The organism is Undibacterium sp. Ji50W, assembly GCF_049340445.1.
Classification (GTDB): Bacteria; Pseudomonadota; Gammaproteobacteria; order Burkholderiales; family Burkholderiaceae_D; genus Undibacterium.
In genome coordinates this window covers 57,637-71,130 of sequence record NZ_JBMPOX010000017.1, presented here as the reverse complement: position 1 = coordinate 71,130, position 13,494 = coordinate 57,637, and the positions used below count along the sequence as shown (strand labels likewise).

Here is a 13,494-nt window from a genome sequence, read left to right as displayed (position 1 = left end):
CTTTTGTCTTTACATTAACGAAATTGGCGAAAAATTAGCTTTTCAGGCAAATTGACTCTACACATGCCTCTCCACCCGAGATGTAAGATCACATTACGTCTACACAATACATGTGCGAGCCCGCTCGTTTCCGTCAGTTAAAACCAGCAATATACTGCATTGCACATTGATAAGCGCTCCACTGTCCGGCTTAGCCAAGGTGTGCCAGCTTGCTTAGGCCGCCCTCCTGGTGAGGGAGGATGCGTGGTGAATATGGGAGGCATTGATCTTGAAGGTACTCATGGTGCTGGAAAGTGCGCTGGCCTGATCATTCAGCGATTGAGTTGCCGCGGCAGCTTCTTCGACCAAGGCCACATTCTGTTGCGTTACCTCATCCATTTGACCGACTGCAATATTGACCTGATGAATACCGTCTGCCTGCTCCTGGCTTGCATTTGAAATTTCATTCACGATTTCAGACACCCGCTTGACGCTGAATACAAGCTCGCCAATCGTGCTGCCAGCCTGCTCGACCAGCCTGGCACCTGCATCCACCCTGGATACCGTGCTGTCAATCAGGCTTTTAATTTCCTTGGCTGCTGACGCTGACCGCTGGGCCAGATTACGTACCTCGGAAGCAACGACGGCAAAGCCCCTGCCCTGCTCACCGGCACGCGCAGCCTCAACCGCCGCATTCAAGGAGAGGATATTGGTCTGAAAAGCAATACCGTCGATCACACTGATGATCTCTACAATCTTGCCAGATGCCGCGTTGATGTCATTCATGGTGTGCATGACCTGCTGCATTACCTCACCACCACGGGCAGCAACCTGTACGGAGCTTTCCACAAATTTTTTGGCATCTTTCGAATTGGCTGCATTATTTGCCACCACACTAGTCAGTTCTTCCATGGAGGCCGAAGTCTCTTCCAATGAACTCGCCTGACTTTCTGTCCTTGACGACAAATCCATATTGCCAGCTGCAATTTCTTGTGAACTCACATGAATTGACTCTGCGACGGTTCTTACCTGGCCTACGGTCCTGGATAAATCCCTGCGCATGCTCTCAATGGCGGCGATCAACTGACCAATTTCATTTGTGCTATCTACTTTGATGTCGGCAGTCAGGTCCCCTTTGGCCACCTGATCAAGCAATTGAACTGCATGGTCCAGTGGCTTCAAGATGATTTTCTTTGTAGCAAGATGCGCGGCGACAGCAACAAGCAAGGACACAATAATTGCCAGCACATATACTTTTACAGTCGTTTGATATTCAAGCTCACTCGCTTCCATGATGGATTGAACCTGCTTATCTGCATTCGATTGAAATTTTTCCAGCAGCGATGAAAACTCAGCCCCTTGCGAGGTTAATTTGTCTTTATTGATGGTGCTGTAATTATCGTAATCCTGCTTCTCCAGTGTTTTATATGCATCTTCGATTGATTTGATCAATCGTCCGCCCGCCTTCAACAAGTCCGACTTCAGGTTTGCATCTTCATTCTGATAAGCAGGCAGATTTTCAAAATTCTTCAGCATTGTTTCAGCCTTCGATAAAGAATTTTTTGCACCTTTTATCGCAGCTTCTTTGTCTGTGCCCGCGTCATTCTCTTTGGCCGAAGCATAAACCCTGGTCAATGCTGAACGGGCTCTGGTTGTGTCCTTGTAAGAGTCATTGATCATCATAATGCGCTGAGAAATTTCATGGACCAATGCTGTCGAAAAATTCGACTGTCTGACAACGTAAATACCTATCACTCCCTGTGAAAGAATGATTGCTACAAGTACGAGCAGGATACTGTTCAAACTAAAATTGACGGAAAGATTTTTCATGGGATTCATTTCTTAAAAATTCAACAGTTGCTTTTAAGATAGCAAATATTCCTACAAGGCAAGAGTTTTATACAAAATCTAACATTTCATGCGGAATGAAATTGCGCCACATCAAAATACTTTGCCATCAAAGTCATCAGATAACCAAATAAAAACAAGCCGATCAACTTGCCTTTTTAAAAATTGCACCATAGACAACATCGTGCCACAACAATGTAAGCACGTCTCAAAATAACAATACAGAAATCGCATTTACGCTGAAAACAATGTTGTACGACATCATATAACAATGTATAGTTTTCCAATTTTGTATTCAGGCTTCCGCATGACTTGCGACACAAAGTACATGCTAGGTCGTCAATTTTTTGCAATTGGAAACCCTATGACAGCATTGCAGTCACCATCGTCACCGTCAGACCAGACCAATACCGGCAACCGCACAAACATACGGTGGAGTATTTTGCTGATCTTGTTTATTGTCACCACGATCAATTATGCTGACCGGGCCTCTATTTCCATTGCAGGCCCGGAATTAAGCAAGACCCTTGGTCTGTCATCGGTAGAGATGGGCTTTATCTTCTCTGCATTTGCCTGGTCTTATGTCCTGGCGCAAATGCCAGGCGGCTGGCTGCTCGACCGGTTTGGCTCGAAAATAACCTACTTCTTCAGCATCTTTCTCTGGTCGTTTTTTACACTGATGATGGGAACAGTTGGTTTTCTCTCTGGAGCAGCGGCAATCACACTGCTGTTCGCTCTGCGCTTGCTGGTTGGGGCGGCTGAAGCACCTTCATTTCCGGGTAACAGCCGCATCACTTCTGCCTGGTTTCCGGTCAGTGAGCGTGGGCTGGCGGCTGCGATTTTCAATTCGGCGCAATATTTTGCCACCGTCATTTTTGCCCCCTTCATGGGATGGGTCGTGCATAACTGGGGTTGGCAAAGCGTGTTTTACGTCATGGGCGTCTTAGGGATAGTGATGGCGGTCATCTGGCTGTTCACTATATATGATCCCAGGAATCATCCAGGAATCAACGCAGCTGAACTGGACTATATCGAAGCAGGTGGCGCCCTGGTTGATCTGGAGACTGTTCACCAATCGCCAGAAGCAAACCGTATTGATACCTTTTCCATTATCAAGCAATTGCTGTCCAACCGCATGCTCTTAGGTGTATATGTTGGCCAATACTGTATCAATACCCTCACCTATTTCTTTTTGACGTGGTTCCCGGTGTACCTTGTCAAAGAGAGACATATGACCATTCTCAAAGCTGGCTTTGTTGCCGCCATACCCGCCGTCGCCGGTTTCGCTGGTGGAATGCTGGGTGGCTTCATTTCTGATCGCATGATCAAATCTGGCATGTCGCTGTCTGTATCAAGAAAAACCCCTATTGTCATCGGCTTGCTCTTGTCGACATGCATGATCTTGTGCAATTTTATTTCTACCGATGAACTGGTGATCGCTATCATGTCCCTGGCATTCTTTGGTAAAGGAATAGGTGCACTTGGCTGGGCTGTCGTATCAGATACCTCCCCCAAAGAAGCCGGCGGTTTGAGTGGCGCCTTGTTCAATACTTTTGGTAATGTCGCCGGTATCACGACACCGATCGTGATTGGCTACATTGTTCAGGCCACAGGCACATTTGCCGGGGCACTAGTGTTCGTGGCAGCCAATGCGGCAGTAGCCATCTTTTGCTACCTGGTCATCGTTGGTGATATCAAGCGCGTCACATTTGACACTGCGGCAAACCAGAATCCTGCCCCGCCTTTGAATTAGCAAGACTTGCTTGCATACCGGGATTCAGCCAGATGCTGTTTCCCGGTCCATCCAGGTTTATCCCGCCAAACCAGCCACGCGCTAAGCTTGCCTTTTCCGAACCAGGGAAAAAATCATAACCAAATCACCTGTAAATATAACCAAATGATGCATCGTCATTGCGGCGTAACATTCTCATGACAGAATTGTTGCATTGCAATCAACAACAGGTTATTCAGGATGATTTCTTTCCTCAGGCAATGCATCATTTGCGTTTGCTTATTTTCGGGCATTTTTTGCGCGCCAGCCCAGGCTCAGGGCAACGTAATCATTATCGGCCAGGCCATCGACTTATCCGGGCCAAATGGCAGTATAGGTCGCGACTATGTCGCCGGTATCACGACTTATTTTGACAGTATCAATGTTGCAGGTGGCGTAGGTGGGCGCCGCATCAAATATCTGGTGCGTGATGATCAGGGGCTGCCGGCACAATCGGCCCAGGCAGTGACTGAGCTGATAGAAAAAGACAAGGCAGAATATCTGCTGGGCGGTATAGGGGCGGCAGTCACTGATGCCGTGCTGGCTGCACCAAAATTTGCACAAAGTGGGCAAACCCTGTTTGCGCCGCTGGTAGCATCGGTGAAAAATTACAATTCCCGCGTCCTGTTCTGGCGCCCTAGCCCTGAACAAGAGATGCAATACATATTTTCCTATTTCGATAAATTAGGTATTAAAAGTGTAGGCATCGCGGTGCAGGATTCTGCGCTGAATCAGGACATGTACCAATACGTGGTTGCCGAACTGCGCAAACGCAATATGCTGATGAGTGGTGTCGTCCACATCAGCGGCACGGCAGCAGATATGGCCAGAGAATCCGCGGTGCTGGCCAAAACCAATCCGGGCATCGTGATTGCTATTTCCGACACGCTGGGTACCGGGATTTTCCTGAAAGAATTCAGGAAATATGCACCACGTACTTTTGTCGCCGGCATGTCCCTGATCAATCTGGACCGTCTGGCAGAAGTAGCCGGACCTACCGCGCTGGAGTGGACAGTATTTTCCCAGGTGGTGCCCAATCCCCTGAGCAAGAAGTCGCCCATACAGATGGACCATAGCAATATGATGAAAAAATTCAGGGATGAAGATTTGTCGTCACTGACTTTTGAAGGCTTCATGGTCGCCAAGACGCTGGTCAAGGGCATACAAATGGCCAAACCAGGACGCGATGCCGTGCAGTCACTGGCCGTACAAAAGAGCATCATTGACCTGGGTGGCATTACTGTCATGCCATCCGATGGCACCCATCGCATGTCCAGTTTTGTGGACATGGCGCTATTTCGTAAAGGTGGCGGCCTATTGTTTTAAGGTGAAAGTTGCATAAAAAACAAGCACAGCCCCAATAATGTCAGCAATGAATATTTAATAATTTTTGACATTTTGCAGATTACAGAATATAGTGCTGCGCCGCAACATCACCATTTAATATGTATTTTCTGATAAATACAAAAAATGCTTGTTGCGCTATTCTAATAATCAATCAGGTACACAATGTTTAATAAAAAGATTATCGCTGCTGCTGTAGCACTCTCTGCTCTGTTGACCGGCACTACTGCCAATGCGCAAATGTATGCTGGCGCAACAGTTGGTCAAGCTCGCTGGAACATGGACTGTGCAGGCACATCCAATTGCAAAACCAATGACACATCCTTCAATATCCTGGGTGGTTATAATTTGAATACTAACTGGGGTGTAGAAGCCAGTTATTACAATCTGGGTACAGTGAAAGCCACGGTGTACGGTGTTGCGGCAGAAATGAAAGCAACTGGTGTTGACCTGTCTGGCGTCTATCGCACTCAATTTAACAGCAACTGGGGCATGTTCACCAAGTTGGGTTTGGCCTACTCAAAAGCTGAAGCAACTGCTGCACTTGGCAATGTACGTGCTTCCACCAACAAGAATTCTGCACAATTAGTAGCTTCAGTTGGCGCCACTTATTCATTCACGCCAAATCTGGCTGCACGTGCTGAAATCAGCAGCCGTAAAGTAGAATTTGTTGGCGGCGACGGCAACATCACCAATTTCAACATTGGTCTGCAAGCAGCATTCTGATATTGCCTTGTCGTTGCCCCATTTGCTGCAAGCGTGACGACTACGAGGCAACTACGGGGTAACTACAAGTTGAATCAAGAAAGCCTTCCCTGCTAAAAACAGGGAAGGCTTTTTTATGCGGGGACAATTGCTGCTTAGCCGCTATTGCGCAAGCCGGCAGCAATACCATTGATGGACAAATGTATACCACGGCGCACGCGCTCGTCTTCATCTCCATTGCGATAACGCTCCAGCAATTCCACCTGCACATGGTTCAAGGGTGACAGGTAAGGGAAGCGGTTACGTATCGAACGTGCCAGCAATGGATTGGCTGCCAGCAATTCGTCCTGACCGGAGATAGCCTTCAATATCGCGATCGTCGCTTCATGTTCAGCCTGTATGCGCGGGAAGATGCGGTTACGCAAAGATTCATCTTTCACCAATTGTGCATAGCGGCTGGCAATGCCGATATCGCTCTTGGCCAGCACCATTTCCATATTCGACAACACCGTCGTGAAGAATGACCATTCCTTGAACATGGCCTGCAAGGTCTGCATGCCGGTATCCGGGTGCGCGGTCAGATAGCTTTGTACCGCGCTGCCAAAACCAAACCAGCCCGGCAACATCAAACGGCATTGTGACCAGCTGAATACCCAGGGTATGGCACGCAAGTCTTCTATCGCTGTCGATTTTTTACGTGATGCAGGTCGGCTACCGATGTTCAGGCCGGCGATCTCGGAAATCACGGTCGATTCCCAGAAATACTGTTCAAAGCCTTCGGTTTCATACACCAGATTACGGTAAGCCTTGAAGGCATGGTCAGACAATTCTTCCATGGCAGACAAAAATTCAGGCTTGGGTGCCGTTTCGGTATACGCCAGCAAGCTGGCTTCCATGGTGGCCGCAGCCAGCACTTCAAGATTGCGGCGACCGACTTCGGGATTGCCATATTTGGCCGTGATCACCTCACCCTGCTCGGTCAGACGGATTTGCCCCTGCACGGCACCGGCAGGCTGCGCCAGGATAGCCTGGTAACTGGGGCCACCACCGCGGCCAACCGAACCACCGCGCCCATGGAACAGGCGCAGACGCACCTGATGTTTGGCGAATACTTCCACCAGATCCAGTTCAGCCTTATACAATTCCCAGCCCGAAGTCAAAAAGCCGCCATCCTTGTTACTGTCAGAATAACCGAGCATCACTTCCTGCGCATTGTTGCGGCTGGCCAGCAAGCGTGCATAGGCCGGTATGCCAAACAACCTGTCCATGACGGGGGCACTGTTTTGCAGATCACCGATGGTTTCAAACAGCGGGATGATGTTGACATCAACACGCCCTTCAGCCGGATGCAGCAAGCCTGACTCTTTCAGCAGCAAGGCCAGTTCCAGCATATCAGACACGCCATCGGTTTTGGAGATGATGCAATTCGGTACCGCACCTTTGCCATAGCGTTGTTGTGCCGTGCAGGCGGCACGGTAAATTGCCAGTTCTGACTGGGTTTCTTCAGAATACGTCAGGTAAGGCGAAGCCAGTGGGCGGGCCGAACTGATTTCCTTGATCAAGACCTCGATGCGCTGGTCTTCATTCAAATCCAGGTATTTCAATTCAGGATTGGCCGCCTGCAATAGCTCGGCGACCACACGTTCATGTACATCCGAATTTTGACGCAAATCCAAGGGGGCCAGGTAAAAGCCAAAGACTTTGACTGCACGGCGCAAGTGGCGCAAACGGCCACGCGTGATCGCTGCAGAACCATTCGCATGCAAGGAATAATGGACAATATCCAGATCAGCCACCAGTTCTTCCGCCGTTGCATACGGCTCGGCAATGCCGCTGGGATGAATCACCGGTTCAAGATCAAGCAATTGCTTGTACGTGGCCGCCAGACGTGCATAGACGCCACTGATTGCCAGGCGATACGGTTCGTCCGCACGATGCGGTGAATGATCGGGTGAACGTTCTGCCAGTGCCAGCAAATCATCCGACACCTTGACCAGCAGATTGGCCATCGACAATTGCGAGCCCAGGGTATGCAGTTCTTCCAGATAAAATTTGAAAGCGCGGGCCGCCTGCATGGCCAGGGTTTTTTCCAGCACAGTGGCAGTCACGAAAGGATTGCCATCGCGGTCGCCACCTATCCAGCTGCCCATTTTCATGAAGCTGGGCAATTCATGTTGCGCGAACGTGGCATCCTTGCTGGCCAATAAATCTTCCAGACCGGCATACAGGTGCGGCAATTCACGCAGGAAGGTGTAGTCATAAAAGCTCAGACCATTTTCCACCTCGTCCAGCACCGACAGTTTGGAAGTGCGCAGCATGCGTGTCTGCCACAGCGTCAATACAGCACGCCCAATTGCCTCTTCATTGGCGGCAGATTCTTCCGGCGTCAATTGCATGCGGTCGCGTTCATCCAGCAAACGCGTAATCACCATCTGACAATTCAAGATACTCTTGCGCTGCACCTCAGTAGGATGGGCCGTCAATACCGGGAACACTTGTGCCGTCTGGAAAAAATCCAGCAATTGCTGGCTGCCGTGGCCGGTGTTGTACAGCGCTTCTATCGTGTGCGCCAGGCTGCCCTGGCGCGGCGCGGAACCCGCAATCAGATGGGCACGGGTACGGCGTATGTGATGCTGGTCTTCTGCCAGGTTGACCAGATGTGAAAAATAACTGAAAGCGCGTATGACTTGTGTGGTCTGGTCATTGGTCAGCGTATCCAGTGTGGTTTCCAGTTCGGCACGTGCGGCTTCATCAGCATCACGGCGAAAGCGTATGGAATTCTGGCGCACCTGTTCGATCAGGTCGAACACTTCATCGCCATGCTGGTTTCTTACCGTATCGCCTAAGATACGCCCCAGCCTGCGTATGTCTTCCCGCAGGCTCTGGTCTTTGTCGTCGCTGATATCGTTCATTTTTAATTGTGGATGTAGGTGGGCGTTCATGCTGACAAATTCTACGGTAAGGATAAAATCGGAGTGATGAAAATTCTTGTGTTCTTGACTGAGACCATATATCAGGCAATAGTTTTGCAGCTTCAGCACGCAGCGCTACAGAGTGAGCATCTGCCAGGACAACAAGCACACGCCATAATCTGAGGCTTGATATATCAAACAGGCTGAGGCTTGCTTACAACAAATGCCTGTGTGCAGACCAGCACGAAGGACATATTGCCCTAAGAACCTGTTTGCGATCTGTAACGAGCGAGCGTCAGCGGGGTAAGGGTAACAAAAACGCAGCGCAAAAAGCGGAATGTACTTTAGTACATGAGCATTTTGAGCAGCGCATGAGCCCCGATCACGCTCGCGCAGTAAGATCGCAAACAGGTTCTAAGCGGCCTTCTTCAGCTTATGGCTGCGACCCACTGCCTGCAATAAACCCTTGGTTGAGCTATCGTAATCTTCCTTGACTGCGTCTGGATCAAGGCTGATCAATTGCTGTGCCAGGGACTTGCCCAGTTCCACTCCCCATTGATCGAAGGCATTGATATCCCAGATCACGGATTGCACGAAGACCTTGTGTTCATACAAGGCAATCAATGCACCCAAAGACCGTGGTGTCAAAGAATCCAGCAAGACGGTAGAGGTTGGGCGATTGCCTTCAAACACGCGGGGGGCCAATATTTTTTCTGGCAAGTCTCCCAGTTCTGAGCGCACTTCTTCCATGCTCTTGCCCCAGGCCATGGCCTTGGATTGGGCAAAGCAATTCGCCAGCAGCGCCTGGTTGTGGCCAGGCAAACCGGCATCATCATCTGCCACCACGATAAAGTCGGTAGGGATGATGGTTGCCCCCTGATGCAGTAACTGGAAATAAGCATGCTGGCCATTGGTGCCCGCTTCGCCAAACAGGATGGGTGACGTCGTGTAATCTACCCGTTGACCTTCACGCGTGACTGACTTGCCATTGCTTTCCATTTCCAGCTGTTGCAAGTAAGCTGGCAGACGTGTCATGCGTTGATGGTAAGGCGCAATCGACAAGGCTTGCAGGCCGAGGAAATTGATATTCCATACGCCTATCAAGGCCATCAACACTGGCAGATTCTGTTCCAGCGGTGCCTGGGCAAAATGCAAATCCATTTCATGTGCGCCGGCCAACATTTCTTCAAAACGATCTGCGCCCACGTAGAGCGCAATCGACAGACCTATCGCACTCCACATCGAATAACGGCCGCCGGCCCAGTTCCAGAACGGGAACACATTTTCAGGGGCAATACCAAAATCAGCTGCGGCCTTGACGTTGGTGCTGAGTGCCACGAAATGCTGGCGTATCTGATCAAGCGGGCAACCATGCGACAACATCCATTCACGCGCCGTGCGGGCATTGGTCAATGTCTCCATGGTGGCAAAGGTTTTTGATGCCACCACAAACAAGGTCGTTTCCGGGTCTGCATTCGCCAGCGCATCCGCCACGTGGCGGCCATCCACATTAGAAACAAAATGCAGTGACAGGTTTTTTTGTGACCAGGGTGCCAACGCAATACAGGCCATCTGCGGCCCCAGGTCAGAACCGCCGATACCGATATTGACGATGGTACGTATGGCTTTGCCGGTGTAACCCAACCAGCGCCCTTCCCTTACCGCGTCACTGAAGCTGCGCATCTGCGCCAGCACCAGATGCACATCCGCCGCGATATTGTCGCCGTTCAAATCAAAGGCTTCTCCTTTGGGCAGGCGCAAGACCGTATGCAGAACAGCGCGATTTTCCGTCTGGTTGATTGCTTCACCGCGCAACATGGCATCCCGCCTCGACTCCACATCCTGCTGCCTGGCCAATGCCAGCAAATTCAGCTTGGCGGTCGTGTCTATGCGTTGCTTGGAATAGTCGAGCATGATGCCGCAGGCGGACGCAGAAAAATGCGTAAAACGCTGCGGATCAGCACGAAACAATTCTTTCAGACTGGGCATATTGGTGGCACGTTGCTGCAACAAACACCAGAGCGGAGTACGGGAAACGGAAGTAGCCATGATCTTGCTTAATTTGCGAAAAGTGATTTACGAAAACTGCTAAAACATATCTGCTAAAACATATCTGCTAAAACATATCCAGCAGCACAAATGCAGCGCTGTACCTAGCCCGCATTCGTGACAATATTTACTTCTTGCCAGCTGCGGCTGCCGCTGCTGCCAGCACACCTATGGCGGCCCAGTCACAGGCATTGATCAGTGAAGCCGGACACATCCATGATCCGCCGACGCACAAGATATTTGATTGCTGTAACAAGGTCGGCGTCGCTTCTACGGTCACGCCACCTGTCAGACAAAATTTCACATCAGGGAAAGGGCCGCCCAGGGCCTTGGCCATCTTGGTGCTGCCTACGATGTCCGAAGGAAAGAGTTTGACAACATTAAAACCATGTTCCAGCGCCAGCATCAAATCACTGGCACCGCCAACCCCAGGAAAATACGGCAAGCCGGAATCAGCCGCAGCCTTGGCCAATACCGGCGTGATACCAGGGCTGATACCAAAGGCAGCGCCTGCCGCCTTGACCGCGTCCAGTTGTACCTGCGTCAGTATCGTGCCGGCACCCACAGTCACTGTCGGGCAAGCCTTGACGACTTCACGCAATACCGTCATGGCATTTGGTGTGCGCAGGGTGATTTCCACCGCTGGCAAGCCATTTTCTGCCAGGGTTGTGACACAGCGTATCGCCTGATCCACATCATCGGTGACCAGTATAGGCAGCACGCGGATTTGTTCGAGCTGGGCGATGATATTACGCTTGCTCATACTGATATTGAGGCTCATGATCTTGTTTCGCTTTCAGAAATAGTGATGTAGTTTTCGGCATTAGTCGATGAACAGTGTGGATGCGCCATGTTCTGGCGCAGTCACGACACGACGTTGCGCAGCAAACAGGTCACGGCCATAACCAAAGGTCGGCTCCTTGCTGAGTTCACGCACGGCGCGCTGGGCCCAGACATCGGCATCCACCAAGGCACGCAATTCGCCGGTATGCACATTCAACTCTACCAGATCACCGTCACGTACTTTGCCCAGCGGGCCACCTTGTGCCACTTCAGGACTGACATGCAATGCCGCCGGCACTTTGCCGGATGCACCGGACATGCGGCCATCCGTCACCAGTGCCACCTTGTAGCCAGCCGACATCAGGCTGCCCAGCACAGGGGTGAATTGATGTAGCTCAGGCATGCCATTCGCCTGCGGCCCCTGGAAGATCACCACCGCAACAAAATCCATATTCAGCTCGCCCGCCTTGTACGCCTTGACTAAAGCATCCTGCGATTCAAACACCTTGGCAGGTGCCTTGATGATCCACGCATCTTCAGGCACGGCAGAGGCCTTGACGATGGCTCGCCCCAGATTGCCATGCAATAAACGCAGGCCACCGGTAGGTGCAAATGGATCAGTCACATTACGCACCACCGTGGTATCAGTCGACTCTGCCGGTAAGGCTTCCCATCTGACCTTGCCATCGTCGGTCAATACCGGGCGACTGGTGTGTGAGTTCAAACCGTCACTACCAAACACGGTCATGACATCCGCATGCATGAGACCGGCTGACAGCAGTTCGCGGATCACAAAGACCGGGCCACCGGCATCTTCAAAGGCATTTACATCGGCAGTACCATTAGGATAAACACGCGTCAGCAAGGGGATGACCGATGACAGCTCATCAAAATCCTGCCAATCGATGATGATACCGGCAGCGCGGGCAACTGCAATCCAGTGGATAGTGTGATTGGTGGAACCACCCGTTGCCAGCAGGGCAATCACGGCATTGACGATGGTTTTTTCATTGACCAGTTGACCGATAGGCTTGTAGTTGCCGCTTTGTTCTGTCAACTGCAGGACACGCTCCACCGCTGCATCGGTCAGGACACTACGCAAAGGGTCAGACGGATGTATGAAGGCCGCACCGGGCAAATGCAAGCCCATGGCTTCCAGCAACATCTGGTTGCTATTGGCCGTGCCATAGAAAGTACAGGTACCGGCACTGTGATACGCCGCGCTTTCTGCAGCCAGCAATTCTTCTTTTGTCGCCTTGCCTTGCGCATAGCGTTCACGCACAGCCGCTTTTTCTTTATTCGACAAGCCAGAACCCATGGGGCCTGCCGGTATAAAAATGGTTGGCAGATGACCAAAGGCCAAGGCACCGATCAGCAGGCCAGGCACAATCTTGTCGCAAATACCCAGGCACAGGGTCGCGTCAAACGCATCATGCGACAAAGCCACCGCAGTCGCCTGGGCGATCACGTCACGCGAAAACAAAGACAATTCCATGCCAGGGCGACCTTGCGTCACACCATCGCACATCGCAGGTACGGAACCGGCCACCTGGGCAGTACCGCCAAAGCGCAGGGCCGTATGGCGTATCTGTGCCGGATAGTTTTCATACGGCTGGTGCGCCGACAACATGTCATTATAGGCAGTGACAATACCGATATTCGGTTTTTGTGCCTGGTTGAGCCAGATCTTGGTGCCACTATCCATGGCCGCATTGGCATGCGCCTGATTGGCACAAGACAGGCTGGCACGACGCGGGCCGCGACCACGCATATGTTCTAACTGGGAAAGATAAGCACTGCGCAAGGTTTTGCTGCGCTCGGTAATGCGCTGTGTGACCTTGTCGATAACAGGGTGCAAGCTAGTGGATGGGGATGTCGTCATATAAACACCTGAGGCCCAAAAGGGCGAAAATAAGAAAGCTTTGGCAATACTGATGCAATACCAATAAAGATAGCATAAATCCTGATTTTTTGTAACAAACTTTCAGTATTTCATTTATTAGCTGATTTATTTAGAAAAAACATCAAATTTATCGTAATGAAACTACATTTTTGAATATTTTCTGGCATAATCAGGATAAGCCACTATCATCAATGTAGTAC

The 13,494-nt window shown here is 50.8% G+C and carries 8 protein-coding genes; 3 read left to right on the top strand and 5 right to left on the bottom strand.

Annotated elements, in window-relative coordinates:
- Positions 1-213 precede the first annotated feature (213 nt).
- The gene (locus ACO0K9_RS20500) at positions 214-1,809 is read right to left on the bottom strand and encodes a methyl-accepting chemotaxis protein (protein ID WP_422987941.1); all 1,596 of its coding nucleotides are present in this window, start codon (positions 1,807-1,809) and stop codon (positions 214-216) included.
- A gap of 382 nt (positions 1,810-2,191) precedes the next feature.
- Between ACO0K9_RS20500 and ACO0K9_RS20495 the strand changes: the two genes are divergently transcribed.
- The 3 genes from ACO0K9_RS20495 to ACO0K9_RS20485 all read left to right on the top strand — a co-directional run bounded on the left by ACO0K9_RS20495 (position 2,192) and on the right by ACO0K9_RS20485 (position 5,668).
- Positions 2,192-3,580, top strand: coding sequence for an MFS transporter (locus ACO0K9_RS20495; RefSeq protein WP_422987940.1), 1,389 nt, complete (start codon positions 2,192-2,194; stop codon positions 3,578-3,580).
- 219 nt (positions 3,581-3,799) lie between these two features.
- Entirely contained in the window at positions 3,800-4,924 is a 1,125-nt protein-coding gene (locus ACO0K9_RS20490; RefSeq protein ID WP_422987939.1) for an ABC transporter substrate-binding protein, read from the top strand.
- A 183-nt stretch (positions 4,925-5,107) separates the two neighbouring features.
- Positions 5,108-5,668, top strand: coding sequence for an outer membrane beta-barrel protein (locus ACO0K9_RS20485; RefSeq protein WP_422987938.1), 561 nt, complete (start codon positions 5,108-5,110; stop codon positions 5,666-5,668).
- A 134-nt stretch (positions 5,669-5,802) separates the two neighbouring features.
- Here the strand turns inward: ACO0K9_RS20485 and ppc are convergent, their stop codons facing one another.
- From ppc to edd, 4 genes are all read right to left on the bottom strand, one after another.
- Positions 5,803-8,589: a phosphoenolpyruvate carboxylase gene (gene ppc, locus ACO0K9_RS20480; RefSeq protein WP_422987937.1), complete on the bottom strand. Its 2,787-nt coding sequence runs from the start codon at positions 8,587-8,589 to the stop codon at positions 5,803-5,805.
- A gap of 384 nt (positions 8,590-8,973) precedes the next feature.
- Positions 8,974-10,608: a glucose-6-phosphate isomerase gene (pgi, locus tag ACO0K9_RS20475; protein ID WP_422987936.1), complete on the bottom strand. Its 1,635-nt coding sequence runs from the start codon at positions 10,606-10,608 to the stop codon at positions 8,974-8,976.
- A gap of 127 nt (positions 10,609-10,735) precedes the next feature.
- Positions 10,736-11,389: a bifunctional 4-hydroxy-2-oxoglutarate aldolase/2-dehydro-3-deoxy-phosphogluconate aldolase gene (gene eda, locus ACO0K9_RS20470; RefSeq protein WP_422987935.1), complete on the bottom strand. Its 654-nt coding sequence runs from the start codon at positions 11,387-11,389 to the stop codon at positions 10,736-10,738.
- 42 nt (positions 11,390-11,431) lie between these two features.
- The gene (gene edd, locus ACO0K9_RS20465) at positions 11,432-13,273 is read right to left on the bottom strand and encodes a phosphogluconate dehydratase (RefSeq protein WP_422987934.1); all 1,842 of its coding nucleotides are present in this window, start codon (positions 13,271-13,273) and stop codon (positions 11,432-11,434) included.
- Positions 13,274-13,494: the final 221 nt, after the last annotated feature.

Coding starts and splice junctions, on each gene's coding strand:
- ACO0K9_RS20500 (WP_422987941.1), bottom strand. CDS start 1,809: ATGAAAAATCTTTCCGTCAATTTTAGTTTGAACAGTATCCTGCTCGTA.
- ACO0K9_RS20495 (WP_422987940.1), top strand. CDS start 2,192: ATGACAGCATTGCAGTCACCATCGTCACCGTCAGACCAGACCAATACC.
- ACO0K9_RS20490 (WP_422987939.1), top strand. CDS start 3,800: ATGATTTCTTTCCTCAGGCAATGCATCATTTGCGTTTGCTTATTTTCG.
- ACO0K9_RS20485 (WP_422987938.1), top strand. CDS start 5,108: ATGTTTAATAAAAAGATTATCGCTGCTGCTGTAGCACTCTCTGCTCTG.
- ppc (WP_422987937.1), bottom strand. CDS start 8,589: ATGAACGCCCACCTACATCCACAATTAAAAATGAACGATATCAGCGAC.
- pgi (WP_422987936.1), bottom strand. CDS start 10,608: ATGGCTACTTCCGTTTCCCGTACTCCGCTCTGGTGTTTGTTGCAGCAA.
- eda (WP_422987935.1), bottom strand. CDS start 11,389: ATGAGCCTCAATATCAGTATGAGCAAGCGTAATATCATCGCCCAGCTC.
- edd (WP_422987934.1), bottom strand. CDS start 13,273: ATGACGACATCCCCATCCACTAGCTTGCACCCTGTTATCGACAAGGTC.